Annotated in this window: 14 protein-coding genes; 6 read left to right on the top strand and 8 right to left on the bottom strand. The window is 52.6% G+C overall.

Annotation, left to right across the window (positions count from 1 at the left end; genetic code table 11):
* Positions 1-6: 6 nt before the first annotated feature.
* Genes C5523_RS14070 through C5523_RS14055 form a run of 4 tightly spaced genes read right to left on the bottom strand, consistent with a single transcriptional unit; the run spans position 7 to position 4,586 of the window.
* Complete coding sequence (locus C5523_RS14070; RefSeq protein ID WP_108701364.1) at positions 7-1,395, bottom strand: efflux transporter outer membrane subunit; 1,389 nt, start codon at positions 1,393-1,395, stop codon at positions 7-9.
* Positions 1,392-2,474, bottom strand: coding sequence for an HlyD family secretion protein (locus C5523_RS14065; protein ID WP_039076979.1), 1,083 nt, complete (start codon positions 2,472-2,474; stop codon positions 1,392-1,394). Before C5523_RS14065 ends, C5523_RS14070 begins: the two co-directional genes overlap by 4 nt.
* Before the next feature lie 25 nt (positions 2,475-2,499).
* Positions 2,500-4,155, bottom strand: coding sequence for an MFS transporter (locus tag C5523_RS14060; protein ID WP_108701363.1), 1,656 nt, complete (start codon positions 4,153-4,155; stop codon positions 2,500-2,502).
* Entirely contained in the window at positions 4,155-4,586 is a 432-nt protein-coding gene (locus C5523_RS14055) for a MarR family winged helix-turn-helix transcriptional regulator (protein WP_039076981.1), read from the bottom strand. The genes C5523_RS14060 and C5523_RS14055 overlap by 1 nt, the downstream gene beginning before the upstream one ends.
* A 215-nt stretch (positions 4,587-4,801) precedes the next feature.
* On the opposite strand from C5523_RS14055, the gene C5523_RS14050 reads away from it, so the two are divergent.
* On the top strand, positions 4,802-5,599 hold the full coding sequence (locus C5523_RS14050) for a YdcF family protein (protein ID WP_079497500.1): 798 nt from the start codon (positions 4,802-4,804) through the stop codon (positions 5,597-5,599).
* A gap of 198 nt (positions 5,600-5,797) precedes the next feature.
* Complete coding sequence (gene aldA / locus C5523_RS14045; RefSeq protein ID WP_039076983.1) at positions 5,798-7,237, top strand: aldehyde dehydrogenase; 1,440 nt, start codon at positions 5,798-5,800, stop codon at positions 7,235-7,237.
* Positions 7,238-7,372: 135 nt separating this feature from the next.
* On the opposite strand, the gene C5523_RS14040 is transcribed toward aldA, so the two are convergent.
* Together C5523_RS14040 and gap are read right to left on the bottom strand one after the other, a co-directional pair.
* Complete coding sequence (locus C5523_RS14040) at positions 7,373-8,263, bottom strand: alpha/beta hydrolase (protein ID WP_369944946.1); 891 nt, start codon at positions 8,261-8,263, stop codon at positions 7,373-7,375.
* A gap of 139 nt (positions 8,264-8,402) precedes the next feature.
* A complete protein-coding gene (gene gap, locus C5523_RS14035) occupies positions 8,403-9,404 on the bottom strand; it encodes a type I glyceraldehyde-3-phosphate dehydrogenase (RefSeq protein ID WP_039079140.1) in 1,002 nt (333 codons plus the stop codon).
* A gap of 182 nt (positions 9,405-9,586) precedes the next feature.
* Here gap and cybB point away from each other — a divergent pair, with 182 nt between their 5' ends.
* The 3 genes from cybB (at position 9,587) to C5523_RS14020 (ending at position 12,261) form a co-directional block, all read left to right on the top strand.
* Positions 9,587-10,117, top strand: coding sequence for a cytochrome b561 (cybB, locus tag C5523_RS14030; RefSeq protein ID WP_108701361.1), 531 nt, complete (start codon positions 9,587-9,589; stop codon positions 10,115-10,117).
* Positions 10,118-10,333: 216 nt separating this feature from the next.
* Positions 10,334-11,659 (top strand): MFS transporter, encoded by a 1,326-nt coding sequence (locus tag C5523_RS14025; protein ID WP_108701360.1) that lies wholly within the window; start codon positions 10,334-10,336, stop codon positions 11,657-11,659.
* A 365-nt stretch (positions 11,660-12,024) separates the two neighbouring features.
* Positions 12,025-12,261 carry a DUF1272 domain-containing protein gene (locus C5523_RS14020; protein WP_039079137.1) on the top strand — a complete coding sequence of 79 codons (237 nt, stop codon included), beginning with the start codon at positions 12,025-12,027 and terminating at the stop codon, positions 12,259-12,261.
* Positions 12,262-12,265: 4 nt separating this feature from the next.
* On the opposite strand, the gene C5523_RS14015 is transcribed toward C5523_RS14020, so the two are convergent.
* Positions 12,266-12,745, bottom strand: coding sequence for a tetratricopeptide repeat protein (locus C5523_RS14015; RefSeq protein WP_071194118.1), 480 nt, complete (start codon positions 12,743-12,745; stop codon positions 12,266-12,268).
* A gap of 180 nt (positions 12,746-12,925) precedes the next feature.
* On the opposite strand from C5523_RS14015, the gene C5523_RS14010 reads away from it, so the two are divergent.
* Positions 12,926-13,582 (top strand): MgtC/SapB family protein, encoded by a 657-nt coding sequence (locus tag C5523_RS14010; RefSeq protein WP_079497497.1) that lies wholly within the window; start codon positions 12,926-12,928, stop codon positions 13,580-13,582.
* A 61-nt stretch (positions 13,583-13,643) separates the two neighbouring features.
* On the opposite strand, the gene C5523_RS27930 is transcribed toward C5523_RS14010, so the two are convergent.
* Positions 13,644-15,194 carry a methyl-accepting chemotaxis protein gene (locus C5523_RS27930; RefSeq protein WP_039079134.1) on the bottom strand — a complete coding sequence of 517 codons (1,551 nt, stop codon included), beginning with the start codon at positions 15,192-15,194 and terminating at the stop codon, positions 13,644-13,646.
* Positions 15,195-15,564 lie beyond the last annotated feature (370 nt).

Raw genomic sequence — 15,564 nt, 5'->3', positions numbered from 1 at the left:
CCCTGGTTAATCGCGCACTGCGGGCGTGGACCATCCACCGCCGAGAGCGCGATATAAATCGATTTGTGCCAGTAACAGGTTACTTTTGGCCTGAACGACGCTGAGCTGCGCGGAGAAGAGCGTGCGTTGGGCATCAAGCTCATCAAGATAGGACGAGTAACCATTGCTATAGCGGTTTTGCGCAATGCGTAATGCCTCCTGCGCGACCAGCGTCTGCGCCTGCAATTCCGCCAGTTGTTCCTGCAAATGCGTTATCGCATCCAGACTGTCGTTGACCTCTTTAAAGGCATTTCTTACCGTCTTTTCATAGCTATACAGCGCCTGGTTTCGTTGTGACGCCGTCACGTCTACCTGCGCATTCAGCGCCTGACGATTAAGCAACGGAGCCAGAATACTGCCGCCAACACTCCATAGCCGGAGCGGGTTATCCAACAAGCCGGGGAGGGTTCTGTCCTGAATGCTGCCCGTGGCGGTGAGATTAATGGATGGCAGCAAACTGGCGCGCGCGGAAGCCAGCGTGGCATCGGCGGCGATCAACTGTTGCTCCGCCTGGGCAATATCCGGGCGACGATTAAGCAGTGACGATGGCAGGTTTGACGGGATGCTCAGCGGCGTGAGTTGATCGAGCTCATTTTGCCGGGCGATGCTGCCAGGGTTGGCGCCAATGAGCAGACTAAGCGCATTTTCCTGCTGGGCGATTTGGTGGCGTAAACCGGGAATTTGTGCCCGCGTTGCGCGCATCTCAGAATCTGACTGCATCAGTTCCAACCGCGAGCTGTATCCCGTTTCATACTGACGCTGCGCCAGCCTGAACGCTTCTTCCCGGGCTTTTAAGGTCGATTCTGTTACCCGTAATTGATTATCAAGCGAAAGCAGACTGACATAGCCGGAGGCAACCGAGGCGGCGACGGTTAAATCAGCCGCTGCGGCTGCGGCTTTTTGTGCCGCCAGCGAGGCCTGTGCGGCATCGCTGGTAGTGCGATGAACGCCCCAGATATCCACATCGTAACTGGCCGTGAGCGTGCCTTTATACAAGGTGCTGTAGATAGGCAGGCCGGTGGCCGCAGACTGGCTCCGGGCGCGCGTGCCGCTCACACCGGCACTGAGCGAAGGAAAAAGACTGCCCTCTGTGCCGTAAACCCGTGCCTGGTACTCATTGACCCGCTCACGGGCAATCAGCACGTCACTGTTATAGCGCAGCGCCTGGTCTACATAACCGTTGAGCGCATTATCGTGAAAATTGCGCCACCAGACCTTTTCGACCGGGCTCGACGGACCAACGGCACTCCGCCAGGCCGCCGGGATCTGTAACGTGGGTTTCGCCGGTTTTACGTCAACGGACTGACACGCTGTCAGCAGCAGGCAGGTGAGTGCCACGAGAGGACGCACAGTCATTGCTTCGCCTCCCGGGTATCAATATGGACCTGTACCGACATGCCGGGGCGCAGGCGGGCGACGTCTTCTTCTTTGCCATTCACTTCAATGCGTACCGGGATACGCTGGGCGATTTTCACAAAGTTGCCCGTGGCGTTGTCCGGTGAGATGGCGCTAAATTCCACGCCAGTCGCCGGAGAGATACTCTCCACACGACCTTCAAACGCTTTACCGTCGAGCGCATCGACGGTGAATCGTACCGGCTGACCAGGATGAACATTCGCCAGTTGCGTCTCTTTAAGATTGGCGATAACCCAGTGTTGGGCGGGGACCAGCGACGTCAGGTGCGTACCGGCGGTGACATATGCCCCCAGTCTGACGCTAATTTGTCCAAGCTGGCCGTCGCGCGGGGCGACAATGCGGGTGTTTTGCAGGTCGATATCTGCCAGTTCTAGCGCCGCTTTGGCATTTTCCACATCCGCTTCCAGGGAACCGCGATTAACGATAGTGGTTTGCAGATCCTGACGGGAGACGTCAAGGGTGGCCTGTGCCTGCGCAATACTGGCATTGCCCTGCGCCGCACTGGCGAGAGCCGCGTCGCGTTCACGAACAGAGAGCGAACCGTCTTCACTCAGGGCTTTTACGCGTTTAAGGTTCGCCTGCGACTGGATATTCTGCGCTTTCGCACTGGCCAGCGCTGCCTCGTTACGCTGAATCACCGCCTCGGCACTTTTCCGTTGCTGAATATTGTTATTCAGCGCGGCGATTTTCATTGCCAGTTGCGCCTGTGCCTGATGGACGCGCTGACGATAAATACGATCGTCAATCTGCATCAGCAGGTCGCCTTTTTTTACCCTGGCAAAATCCTGAACATTCACCTGCGTAATATAGCCGTTCACCTGAGGACTGATGAAAGTCGTCAGACCGCGCACGTAGGCGTTATCGGTAAACTGGGTTTGCCGGGTAAAAGGGGGCAACTGCCAGGCATAAAGAATCACCAGTACGCCAACAATGCCAATAGCGGCAGCGGCGAAAATTGATACAACACGCAGGTTACTGCGGGTATTTGCCCGCTCTTTGGCGGCATCCTGCTGGCTCATAGATACTCCAGTAAAGTTAACACTCTTATTTTTTGGTTCCGGTTGCCTGTCTTAATACGATACGCGCGGTGATACGCAGGCGTAGCAGTCGCCAGAATATCCACACCAGGGTGGCTGCCGCGACGGAGGCGGTTAACAGATAAGTATCGTTATAAGCGAGAATATTCGCTTCCAGCGTCGAGACGTTTTGCAGTTGGGTGGCGGCCTGTACGCTCAGTAACGTACTGTCACCGATCATGCTCTGGTACATCTGGCTGTAGAGTTGCAGCCGTTCGTTGACCAGTGGGTTAAGCGTGGTGAGCTGGTCGGCAATCAGGCTGGAGTGGTATTTCTCACGCCAGGTCTGAAATGTCCCCAGAATGGCCGAACCCAGTAGGCCGCCAATATTCTGGCTCATCCCAAACAGTACCGAAAAGCTAACCAGATTACGCGGATCGGCTACCACGCCGCCGATCCCGGCCAGCATGGCGGGCGCGAGGAAGAAGGCGCTGCCAAAACCGAGCAAAAACTGGCTTATCATCAGTTGGTCCGGGCGCGTCAGGCTGGTTGACTGGCTGTCCATCAGCGAGGCAATGATCATCAATACCAGCGAGGTAACGATAGGCCAGGACAGGCGTTGGGGCTTGATCGTCAGACAACTGGCGATAATGCCGCAAATGATCCCGGCAAGAATAGACCACGCAAGGTTGGTCATCTGTTCGTTCTGCAAACCGACATACTGCAACCAGCCAAACACACCGGTGTTTTGCTCTGCCAGCACAATACGGATTAACAGCATGATTAAACCAAGCCGCACAATGCTGCCGCTGGAGAGCCAGCGCGTATTTAAGAGCGGGTTGCTGCGGTTATGCTCGAACACAATGGCACTCACGATTAGCACCACAGCCAGCGCCAGTGACCAGCCAATCCACGGCGCTTCAAACCACCAGTCGAGACGACCCAGTGACAGTACGGCGCAAATCAGCGCCATACCGGGCGCCAGCAAAAAGAAGGTAATAAAATCCTTCTTTTCAAAGACTTTTTTGCGATCGCCGGGCGGAAGTTTGAGCATCATCACGCAGGCGAGGGAGATCAGCGCCAGACCCAGTTCGAAAAAGTACAGGCCACGCCATTCATCAAGTTGCAGGAGTTCGGTGGAAAACAGCCTCGCGATGGGAATGGCCAGCGACGAACCGGTGATGCCGATCGTCAGGGCTTTCAGTCGATGACGGGCAGGCCAGGCCTGAATTTGATAATAGATCCCAAGCGAACTGAGTGCGGCAGCGACCATGCCGTGGGCCGCGCGCACCAGTAAGGCTGAACTGAGATCGTTAACGAAGAGGTGAAAGAAGGTCACCAGCACGTACAGTACCAAAAATCCTTCGGTAAAGGCGCGCAGCCCAAACTGCTGGCGGAACTTGACCAGCAGCAGGTTAATAGACACATTCGTCATTACGTAGACGGCGGGCAGCCAGGCAATTTCCGTCGACCAGGCGGCAAAGGTACCTTGCAGGTTTTGCAGATTAGCGGTGACCATGGCATTGCCCAGCGCCCCGGTCATGCAGACCAGCAGGCCAACGATGCCATAGGCGATGCGTTTCGGCGTGCTGTGAAACGGGGTCGAGGGTGATCCCAGCAGCATTGGCTTTTCGTGTGGTGCCCATTCTCGTGGCGCATACGGATCGCTTTTCGGCAGGCGCATTACTTCTTCTCAACCTCAGTGAGCAGTTTTTCCAGCACCCGGCGGGTTTGTGCCTGCTCCTCAGGGCTGATGACCGATAAAATTTCTTCGCGCAGGCTATCTGCCACGGTCTTTACCTGATGGTAAAGCGCCATGCCTTGCTCTGTTGCGACCAGCAGGCGTTTGCGCTTGTCCTGATCGGTCAGTACGCGCTCTACCAGTTGCTGTTCCACCAGGCGATTAATCAGCGGCACCAGCGTGGCGTTCTCAATGCCCAACTCCTGTGCGAGTTCACTCTGCGACAGCGGGGTTTCATTGCGCGCGATAGCGGCGACCGCAACCCAACTGGCCTGACTCATGCCCAACCCTCGCAGGCGACGGTCAACCGCCAGGCGCCAGTGATGGGCCGTGAGATAGAGCAAGTGAGAGAAAGTGAGGTCGCGGTTATCCATATCGTTTTCTGATGATTAGTTAGATATCTAACGAGTTTATCGTTCACGGCGTGAATATTTCAAGTGTATTAGAAAGCTCAGGTTTTGTTGGAAAGCGCTTAAAGATAACAATGCCTAGGGAAGGGTCGGCATAATGGACGAGATCGTAGGGTGCTTTACGCTGTAGTTACGCTTCACTAAGCTGTACTGAGGCTTAAAAATGGAGGGCTCTTTCCATGATGAATTTTCCCCGCCTGGCTGAACAGACGCTTGCGGCTGCCAATACGCTGGGTCAGTGGCTGGCGCAAAATGATTTTGTTAGCAAGCCGACCCCCGTGCGTGCCGATGCGGTCATCATTCCTGGCCATTCGGTGATTCCAGTGATTGATGCCGCCTGTGCTATAGCTTCGGCTCAGCATATTCCGCTGATCATTAGCGGCGGTATTGGGCACTCCACGCCATTCCTTTACGCCGCGGTTTCCCGGCACTCTGCCTACAATTTAATCCCTACCACGGGGCGCAAAGAGGCGGAAATCATTGCGGATATCGCAGAGAAATTCTGGAAGATTAAGCGCAAAACGATTTTTGTCGAAAAGCAGTCGACGAATTGTGGCGAAAATGCCCGGTTCTCGATGGATATGATGTTGTCGCACGGCATGAACGTCAAAACCGTATTGATTGTGCAAGATCCTGCTCTGCAGCGCAGAACGATGGCGACATTTACCCGGGCAAGCCAGGGCTGCGCCAGTGCCCCCCACTGGCTGAGTTACTCAGGGATTACCCCTGAGCTGATGAATACCGCTGATGGTCTGGCTTTTGTATCCCCGAAAGAAGGGCTATGGCCAGTTGATCGGTATTTATCACTGATTCTGGGCGAAGTGCCGCGCTTAAGAGATGACGCGCAGGGCTATGGCCCGGCAGGACGCGATTTTATTGTTCACGTTGATTTTCCCCCGGCGGTTGAGGATGCATGGCAGGTTCTTCAGTCCGATGCGCTGCTTTACGAAACGCTGCGCCGGCGTTCGCTGGTTTAAACGATGCCCGTTTGCGTCGACGCTGGCGCAAACGGGCAATCAATGTTGGTTTGATGTTATTCCATTGTTGCGTTTATGCTTTTCTTTTATGAGTTGACTCACAAAACTCGCTCTCCACCCTGGGAAACAGACCGTGCACTTGTAGATTTTTAACAATGAGTTCACTTGTTAAAAACAATGTCATTACAGGAGCAGGTCATGACAGCACCCGTACAGCACCCTATGTATATCGATGGTCAATTTGTTACCTGGCAGGGCGATGCCTGGATTGATGTCACCAACCCGGCAACGGAAGCGTTGCTCTCGCGTATCCCGGACGGGACCGCGGAAGATGCGCGCAAAGCGATTGATGCCGCTGATAAAGCGCAGCCTGCGTGGGAAGCATTGCCTGCCATAGAACGTGCCGGGTGGTTACGCAAAATTGCCGCCGGTATTCGTGCCAGAGCGAGCGAAATCAGTGCGCTGATTGTTGCCGAAGGCGGCAAAATCCAGCAACTGGCGGAGGTGGAAGTCAATTTCACCGCCGACTATATCGATTATATGTCGGAGTGGGCGCGTCGCTATGAAGGTGAAATTCTCCAAAGCGATCGTCCCGGCGAAAATATCTTTGTCTTTAAACGTCCGCTGGGTGTTACCACCGGGATCCTGCCATGGAACTTCCCGTTCTTCCTGATTGCCCGCAAACTGGCGCCAGCGCTGATTACCGGCAACACCATTGTCATCAAACCGAGTGAATTTACCCCTAATAACGCCATCGCTTTTGCGCAGATAGTGCATGAAGTGGGATTACCCAAAGGGGTCTTTAACCTGGTGCTGGGCCGGGGTGAAACCGTGGGCCAGGAGCTGGCGGGCAACCCAAAAGTGGCGATGGTCAGCATGACGGGCAGCGTGGTCGCGGGTGAAAAAATCATGGCCGCGGCGGCGAAAAATATCACCAAAGTCTGCCTCGAACTGGGCGGCAAAGCCCCGGCTATCGTTCTTGACGATGCCGATCTGGAATTAGCGGTGAAAGCCATTGTCGATTCCCGCGTGATCAACACCGGACAGGTCTGTAACTGCGCCGAACGTGTTTATGTGCAGAAAGGCATTTACGACCGTTTTGTTAATCGCCTGGGCGAGGCGATGAAGGCGGTGCAATTTGGTGATCCGGGCCAGCGCAATGACATCGCAATGGGGCCGTTAATTAACGCCGCCGCCCTGGAGCGCGTGGAATCCAAAGTCGCCCGCGCGGTGTCGGAAGGGGCGCGTGTGGTGCTGGGCGGTAAAGCGGTAGAAGGTAAAGGCTATTTCTACCCGCCAACGCTGCTGCTGGATGTGCGTCAGGAGATGTCCATTATGCATGAAGAGACATTTGGTCCGGTGCTGCCGGTTGTGGCATTCGATACGCTGGAAGAGGCGCTGGCGATGGCCAATGACAGCGATTACGGCCTGACGTCCTCTGTCTATACGCAAAACCTGAATACCGCGATGAAAGCCATTAAAGGGCTTAAGTTCGGCGAAACCTACATTAACCGTGAGAATTTTGAAGCGATGCAGGGCTTCCATGCCGGCTGGCGTAAGTCGGGGATTGGCGGCGCGGATGGTCGTCATGGGTTGGAAGAATATCTGCAAACCCAGATGGTCTATCTGCAGGCATAACGGGATATCCCCGGTGGCGCTTCGCTTACCGGGGCTACTCAGGGATACGCAACCACACCGCACACATTTCGCGAGTGGCGCGATCGCGTAGCCAGGATAAGGCGGTTCACCGCCACATCCGGGACATCACACAACTCACACCTTCGTTTCAATCCAGTTCATCATCAGATCCGGCCATACCGCGGCAGGTAACCCCTGCGCATCGCGGATACCAAAACCATGTGCACCCTGCTCGAAAAGGTGCATCTCAACCGGCACGCCAAGACGACGTAGCGCGCTAAACATCACCACACTGTTTTCTACCTTTACCGCCGGGTCATCCACCGCGTGGAGTAAAAAGGTCGGCGGCGTATTACTATCCGCGCGTTCTTCTAACGAATAATGATGAATCTGCTGCTCCGCAGGCGTATCGCCAATGAGTTCGTGGCGAGAGCCGGGATGGTCAATCTCCGCCCGCATGGTGATAACCGGATAAACCAGCGCCATAAACGCCGGACGGGCACTAAATCCATCAATGTCATCCAGAACCGGAGAGACCTTTTCGGCGTAGCGTGTCCCAAGGCTGGCGGCGGCATGGCCCCCTGCGGAAAACCCCATTACGCCAAGGCGCTCCGGGTCAAGCTGCCATTCCTGCGCCCGCGCCCGCAGGGTTCGCATCGCGCGCTGAACATCGGCAAGCGGGGCGTTGGCACCTTCGATATGACCGTCACCCGGAAGGCGATAAGTCATCACAAAGAGTGTGTAACCCCGGGCGTTGAAGAAGGGCGCCAGGGCGCTGCCTTCTTTATCGAGTACCACGCGGCGATACGAACCGCCCGGCGTCACGAGGATACCAACCCCATTGGGTTTTTCCGGCGCGTAAACGGTAATTTGTGGCGCACGAACGCCGGTGACAGAACGGTCAAACGCTGACGGGCCAGTATGATTTTCTTCCAGTTGAAAAACCGTCGGGCTGGCAATGGCGCCGGGCGCTTCGCCCTGCGGCCAGACCGGAAATGTCGCGCAACGATCTATCGCGTCTTGCATAAGGGCAACTAACTCTTGCGTACTGATGTGCTTCACGCCGTATCTCCACAAATTGAAACGGTGGTTTATATCACAGGCATCAGCCAGAAAATGTGGGCGAGGTGGGAAAAGCGGGTGGCAAAACCACCCGCTTCATAACTTAGAGTTGGCGGTATTTTTCCAGAACGCGAACCAGTTGGGTGACGAAGCCATATTCGTTATCGTACCAGGAGACCGTTTTGACTAATTGCAGGTCGCCCACCTCGGTGATTTCGGTCTGCGTGGCGTCAAACACCGAACCGAAATGGCTGCCAATCACGTCAGAAGAGACAATCTCCTCGTCGGTATAGCCGAAGGATTCGTTATTCTCGGTGGCTTTCTTGAGCGCCTGATTAACGTCGTCCGCAGTGACTTTTTTGCCGAGAACGGAGACCAGCTCTGTGACGGAACCGGTTTTCACTGGTACGCGTTGAGCATGACCTTTCAGCTTACCGCTCAGGTCCGGAATGACCAGACCAATCGCTTTAGCTGCCCCTGTGGTATGCGGAATAATGTTTTCCGCAGCGGCACGGGAGGCACGAAGATCCTTCCCGCGAGGTCCATCTACCAGTGCCTGGGTGCCAGTATAGGCATGGATAGTGGTCATCGTACCCACCTTAATGCCAAAACTGTCGTGCAGTGCTTTTGCCATCGGGGCAAGGCAGTTAGTGGTGCAGGAGGCAACGGAAATAATGGTGTCCTGGGGGGTGATCGTGTCGTCATTGACGTTAAAAACGATGGTTTTCATCTCGCCGGCCGGGGCAGAGATCAACACTTTTTTCGCCCCTGCTTCCAGATGCGCCTGTGATTTTTCGCTGGAGGTATAGAAACCGGTACACTCCACGATGATCTCAGCGCCTGCGCTGCGCCAGGGAATGTGTTTTGCCTCTTTTTCTGCATAAACGGTGATTTTTTTACCGTCGACGATCAACGAATCTTCTGTGAAGTCCACGCTCCAGCGGAACGGGCCGTAGTTTGAGTCGTGCTTTAACAGATAAGCCAGCACTTTCGGGGAGGTTAGATCGTTGATAGCAACAACTTGTGCATCGCTGCCCACTTCGAGCAAACGGCGCAATACCAGACGACCAATACGCCCGAAACCATTAATGCCAATTTTACTCATCACTCTTCTCCATCGGGTTCAAAAAAATCACTTCACCAGGCATAGCCTGGGTTACACACAACGGCAAATGACAGCTTCTCATCCAGACGTAAGCGATTGATAATTGATAAAGAAAAGTTAATGAATTTTTAAGAAAAGCCCGGTATGTTGGCTTTTCTTCTGTTTCGTTTCAGGATTTTCATATGCGCAGCAACTATTCCGGGCTTCAAATTGCTATACACTGGCTGGTGTTTCTTCTGGTCATTGTCACGTATTGCGCCATGGAGTTTCGTGGTTTTGCGCCGCGCGACTGGCGTCCCTATTTCAATATTGTCCATGTCTCCTGTGGCATCACTATTTTGGTATTGATGATCGCACGCCTGTTGGTTCGCCTGAAAAGCCCGACACCGCCCATCGTGCCGAAACCGTCACCGATGCTGACCGGAATGGCGCATCTTGGCCACCTGATCATTTACCTGCTGTTTATCGCTCTGCCGATTCTGGGCCTGTTAATGATGTATAACCGCGGCGGTAACTGGATTGCTTTTGGTTTGTCGATGCCACACGCAGCCGAAGCCAACTTCGATCTGGTTGATATGCTTAAGGAATACCATGTGACGCTGGCGATGTTTGGTTATTATGTCATCGCCCTGCATGCTTTGGCCGCGCTTGCGCACCATTATTTCTTCAAAGACAACACGTTATTGCGCATGATGCCGAAGAAACGTGTATAAATATAAATGCGATAGCGGTGTCATCATGCCGTTATTTTTAAGCCTCGCCTGGTTGCGGGGCTTATTTTTTGCTTAAAAGAAATGTGATCGTCTTTGGTTTTTCACCGAGAAAGCAGGGCGGCTATCACATTTTGGGCGTTAGTTGCTGTGCGAAATTCGAACTGTCAGTGTAGATAGTATATCTATTATAGAAACACTGTCATAAATGGAGGGGCTATGACACAGCCTGCACAGCAATCTCTCGAACGGACGGTTTTGTCGGAGGATGCCACTACGTCACGCAAATTACGTAAAGTTCTGCTGGCCACGGGCGTCGGCCATTTCGTCGAATGGTTCGATTTTGGTCTCTACGGAACACTCGCGGCCATCATCGGTTTACAATTCTTCCACGCGGAAAATCCCAGCGTGGCGCTGTTGTCATCGTTCGCCGTCTTTGGCGCGGGCTTTGTCATGCGTCCACTCGGCGGTCTGTTTTTTGGTTCTCTTGGCGATCGGAAAGGGCGGCAAAAAGTTCTTGCTACCGTCATTCTTCTGACCTCGGGCGCGACCTTTGTGATGGGGTTGTTGCCAACCTATCAGCAGATTGGTATTACGGCCACCGTGTTGCTGGTAATAACCCGACTCGTGCAGGGCTTTGCCGCCGGTGGTGAAAGTTCCGGTGCAACAACCTACCTGGCAGAATACGCGCCCGTTAACAAACGCGGCTACTTTACTTGCTGGATAGATAACTTTGGCTTTATGGCATTTGTGGCAGGCTCAGGGCTGGTCTTTCTGTTGACGGCATTTCTGGGCGAAAGCGCCATAAATGACTGGGGCTGGCGAATCCCGTTCCTTATCGCCGGGCCATTAGGCTGGGTTGGTCTTTATCTGCGAACGCATCTGGAAGATTCACCCGAGTTCCTGGAAGCGAAAAAACAGGGGCAAACGGACGCCACACCGCTGCGCTCTGCGGTGACCCACGCCTGGGCGGCGCTGCTTTTCTGCGTGGGATTTGTGGTCATCAAAGCGGTCGGCCACTGGACGCTGCAAACCTTTATGCCCGGTTACCTTTCGACAGAGCTGCACTATTCGAAGCTGGATTCGTATGCCATCACCACGATAGGCCTGTTTTCGGTCGCGGTACTGGTACCCTTTATGGGCTATTTATCCGATAAATTTGGCCGTAAGCCGTTGATGCTGACGGGATGTGCCGGTTTTATTCTGCTGAGTTACCCGGCGATGATGCTCATGGCCAACGGTGATATGTTCTCAGCGGTGCTGGCAATGGTGATGCTCGGCGCGTTTATCGCGGCCTTTGACGGTGCCTGCAGCGCGGCAATGGCGGAGCTCTTTCCCACCAGTGTACGTTATGGCGGGTTGTCCATTGCCTACAATTTCGCTGTCGCCTTCTTTGGTGGTATTACGCCGTGGTTCTCTATCTGGCTGATAACCTCGACGGGGGACAAATTCTCTCCGGCGTATTATGTGATGGCCGCTGCGTTGATTACCTTCCTGACAGTCCTGCGCGCCCGCGAAACGGCTGGCTTGCCCCTGAAACGTTAATAGGTCGCCCGGTAGCCATGTTGCTACCGGGTTTTTATCTCTTGTGCTAAAGGCGATCAAAAAGTGATCATTCGATCGGTTTTGTCGATCAATGATATATTTTTATTTGATTAATCCTTTCAATGGCATAGACTCAATTCTGTTCTGCCTGTTAGGCCAACACCAGAAAAGGCAGAACATGTTGCCCTGGCAAGACCTACGCGGTCTTTCAGTTAGCTCAAGGATGGCGTAATAGTTCTTGCCAGGGCGACACCCTTGAATCCAGCCATGATATTTTACCGTGGTCGTGCTTTATTTATGTCGGTATGTTATTGAATGAGATTGAACAGACCCGACGTTGATAACGCACCTTAAAGGAACACGTTATGCTGGAATTGAGACCTGGCTGCGAATGCTGCAATACCGATCTTCCCCCCGATTCCACCCAGGCGCGCATTTGCTCGTTTGAATGCACATTTTGTGAGGATTGCGCGCAGAAGATGGCAATGCGCTGCCCGAACTGCGGCGGTGAACTGGTCAGCCGACCCCGCAGGCCGGCGGCAAAACTGGTGAATAACCCGCCATCAACAACCCGCATTTTTAAACCGCAGGGGTGCGCTTAATTATTTACGCTCCGGTAAGATTCCGGGCGTAATAATGCAGCGCTTTTTGATAGCGTTTAATATTCTCTGTCGGTGGATGTTGTGCAAGGAGTTCCAGCATCATCGACATCGCCTTATCGTGTTCGCCAAGGTTATGCAGGCACAGGGCATAAAAGGGGATAATTTCCGTTGCCTCAGGCCAGGTCGCCAGTGTTTCGGCAAAACGGGCTTTGGCTAAAGTGTATTTCCCCAGACACCGGTAAGTGCAGGCGAGGCCAAATAGCGCTTCAAACTTGTCTTCTCCTTCAAGGCCTGCCTCTAAAGCGGCTTGATAATATATTTCCGCTCTATCCTCAACGCCCTGGTTGTCCCAGGACCAGGCAATATTGAGCAGCGCGCGTGCCTTTAATTCCTCAATATTAATCAGGCTTTCAAGTAATTCACGGCTTTTTTCATATTCGCCCCCTTTACGCAGAGCAATGGCGGTGTGCAGGTTCTTTTCCATAGGTTCTGTTTCAAATCCTCATCCAGATTTACGTCATCCCCGACAGTAAAATGAATAACAGGAAAGAGAAAGAGGATTTTCCTCGATACGCGGCGTCATTGATGCTGACCTTGCGTTCGCGCTGAGATGTGCTTTGGTTGAATAAAGTGACAGTCGTGAGGATAAATAAGGAAGCGAAAAATGGTGACTGATTTATTGCTACGCGTGGCACTGGCGGGGCTACTTGGCGGGCTTATTGGTCTTGAACGTCAGTTGCGCGCGAAAGATGCTGGATTAAGAACGCATGTTCTTGTCGGGATTGGTAGCGCGCTGTTTATGATTGTCTCCAAATATGGTTTTGAGGATATTTTGCAGGAAAATCATGTGGCCCTGGATCCCAGCAGGGTGGCGGCACAGGTGGTCAGTGGCGTGGGTTTTCTGGGGGCCGGGACCATTATTATTCAAAAGCAGATCGTCAAGGGGCTGACCACAGCCGCAGGGATGTGGGTCACATCAGCCATTGGGCTGGTTATTGGCAGCGGAATGTATGCCATTGGCATCTATGGCGCATTTATGACGCTTTTCGTGCTCGAAGTCTTCCGGCAGTTAAGTCATCATTTTTTGAGCAAGCATTATGGCGTGCAGATAAAACTGAAACCGGAAAGTGTACCCATCGTTTTGGTCGCGTTGCAGGAGAGGAACGTTAAATTTGCCTTTCGCTCCCTGAAAAATAGCCAGACGGGAGATAAAACAAGTGAATTATTTCTCGTGTTAACGCTACGCCCCGGTACGCCAATAAGCGATATTGGCGCGGATTTATCCCGCATTGAAGGCGTGAAATCGCTGGCGGTTAAATGAAAACCGGCTTATGGCGAAAACGCCTGTGCGCCAGGATGGCGATCCTGGCGCACAATAAGACTTAAACCACGCGGAACGTTCCTACCGTTTGTGTCAAGGTTGACGCCTGTTCCTCCAGAGAGGCTGCAGCCGCTGCGGCTTGTTCAACTAACGCGGCGTTTTGCTGCGTCACGTCATCCATCTGGTTCACCGCCACTCTGATATGTTCAATGCCGGAAGATTGTTCTCCGGATGCTGATGAGATTTCGGTCATCAATGAAGAGACTTCATGAATAGAGGCCATGATTTCATCCATTGTGGAACCGGCCTGACCGACCAGCATCGAGCCTTCAGATACTTTGGCACTGGACGCTTCTATCAACTCTTTTATTTCCTTAGCAGCGGTCGCGCTTCGCTGCGCAAGTCCCCGGACTTCACTGGCGACGACAGCAAAACCACGGCCTTGTTCTCCCGCTCTTGCCGCTTCAACTGCCGCATTTAATGCCAGAATATTCGTCTGGAAAGCGATCCCCTCGATGGTCGCGATGATCTCAACGATTTTTTGCGAACTGTCGGAAATAGAACTCATTGTATTAATGACATTGTGCACTACCTTGCCACCACGCTCCGCGACAGATGAGGCAGTGGCTGCCAGCGTACTGGCATGCTGCGCGTTAGATGTGTTTTGGCGCACCGTTGCCGTTAGTTGTTCCATGCTGGCCGAGGTCTCAATAAGTGATGCGGCTTGCTCCTCAGTCCGGCTCGATAAATTCGTATTTCCGATCGCCACTTCTCTGGCGGCCTCGTCAATTGACGCCGCTGAATCCTGAATTTTTTCGACAAGTGAACGTAACTGCATCTGCATGGCATCGAGCGCGCTAAGAAGTTGCCCGGTTTCATCACGGGAGTGTCCTTTAATCGAAGACGTCAAATCACCTTGCGCAATGGACTCTGCGGTTTTTACGGCAATCTGCAACGGTGCAGTAATGATACGCGCAACAATAATGCACAGTGCCACAGCAATAATCACGCTCAGGAGGGCGCCAAAAAGAAGAATTGAGCGGGTTTGCGTCTCAGTAGACTTCACGGTGTCTTGCCTGACGAGTAGTAATGCACTTTCCGCATTAATCATCTCATCAATTATGCCCCGCATAGTGTCCATCTGACTTTTGCCTGTATTCGCTTCGAAACTGGCATTAAAGTCATCAATACTCATCTTTTGGTTCACGACTTCCCGGCGCTGGTTAATAATTTTCTCGGCGACGTCGTGTAACCACAGCGAATACTGTTCAGAAAGGTGTTTTAGGCGCTCTTGCTGAGCGGGATTGTCGGCGGTAAATTCTTTAAGTGCGTCCCAGTGGCTGGAAAATGATTTCATGCCGATGTTGTAAGGTTCCAGCATCTCCTCTTTACCCGTGAGCGCAAAACCGCGTAAGCCGGTTTCCATATTTACCAGGCTTAATGTCAGTGCTCTGTTCTCATCAATGACTTGATAAGTATGCACATTCCAGTTGTTTGCGTTAACCAGAGTGGAAAAATTATAATAAAATACGCCACTTAGCACCAATAAGACCAAAATAATCAAGCTAAAAGCCGATGTTAACTTCCGACGGATGTTCATATTCTTAACCATATCTTCCTGCTCCAGCGTGAAACCAAAAATAATGCGACTGTATAAGTTTTCAATAAAAGTATTATCGTCATGGGGTTTTAATAATTTATATTTCGTGAGAAATAAATGAGTCTGGCGTTACACATAGCTATATATCAATAAGTTGAAGGCGACGGAATCTTTTAAAAATGAGGGTTATTAACATTGCTGCTTGTTATTATTTAGTGAAGCTGAATTAATGCAAAGCATGGCTAAACTTCTTCCGATAATATATTTATTTTATTCTTCACTCACACATCTTGCCGTTTCGCAAGATATATTCCTGTGCGTATGTAGGACGCAACAAAATTGCACATGCATTGCTTAAAAATATATCGGTTATAGATGACGC

Origin of the sequence: Phytobacter sp. SCO41 (genome assembly GCF_003073275.1) — a bacterium.
GTDB classification, from domain to species: domain Bacteria; phylum Pseudomonadota; class Gammaproteobacteria; order Enterobacterales; family Enterobacteriaceae; genus Phytobacter; species Phytobacter diazotrophicus.
This window is presented reverse-complemented; position numbering and strand designations above follow the sequence as displayed.

Coding starts and splice junctions, on each gene's coding strand:
- C5523_RS14070 (WP_108701364.1), bottom strand. CDS start 1,395: ATGACTGTGCGTCCTCTCGTGGCACTCACCTGCCTGCTGCTGACAGCG.
- C5523_RS14065 (WP_039076979.1), bottom strand. CDS start 2,474: ATGAGCCAGCAGGATGCCGCCAAAGAGCGGGCAAATACCCGCAGTAAC.
- C5523_RS14060 (WP_108701363.1), bottom strand. CDS start 4,155: ATGCGCCTGCCGAAAAGCGATCCGTATGCGCCACGAGAATGGGCACCA.
- C5523_RS14055 (WP_039076981.1), bottom strand. CDS start 4,586: ATGGATAACCGCGACCTCACTTTCTCTCACTTGCTCTATCTCACGGCC.
- C5523_RS14050 (WP_079497500.1), top strand. CDS start 4,802: ATGATGAATTTTCCCCGCCTGGCTGAACAGACGCTTGCGGCTGCCAAT.
- aldA (WP_039076983.1), top strand. CDS start 5,798: ATGACAGCACCCGTACAGCACCCTATGTATATCGATGGTCAATTTGTT.
- C5523_RS14040 (WP_369944946.1), bottom strand. CDS start 8,263: ATGCAAGACGCGATAGATCGTTGCGCGACATTTCCGGTCTGGCCGCAG.
- gap (WP_039079140.1), bottom strand. CDS start 9,404: ATGAGTAAAATTGGCATTAATGGTTTCGGGCGTATTGGTCGTCTGGTA.
- cybB (WP_108701361.1), top strand. CDS start 9,587: ATGCGCAGCAACTATTCCGGGCTTCAAATTGCTATACACTGGCTGGTG.
- C5523_RS14025 (WP_108701360.1), top strand. CDS start 10,334: ATGACACAGCCTGCACAGCAATCTCTCGAACGGACGGTTTTGTCGGAG.
- C5523_RS14020 (WP_039079137.1), top strand. CDS start 12,025: ATGCTGGAATTGAGACCTGGCTGCGAATGCTGCAATACCGATCTTCCC.
- C5523_RS14015 (WP_071194118.1), bottom strand. CDS start 12,745: ATGGAAAAGAACCTGCACACCGCCATTGCTCTGCGTAAAGGGGGCGAA.
- C5523_RS14010 (WP_079497497.1), top strand. CDS start 12,926: ATGGTGACTGATTTATTGCTACGCGTGGCACTGGCGGGGCTACTTGGC.
- C5523_RS27930 (WP_039079134.1), bottom strand. CDS start 15,194: ATGGTTAAGAATATGAACATCCGTCGGAAGTTAACATCGGCTTTTAGC.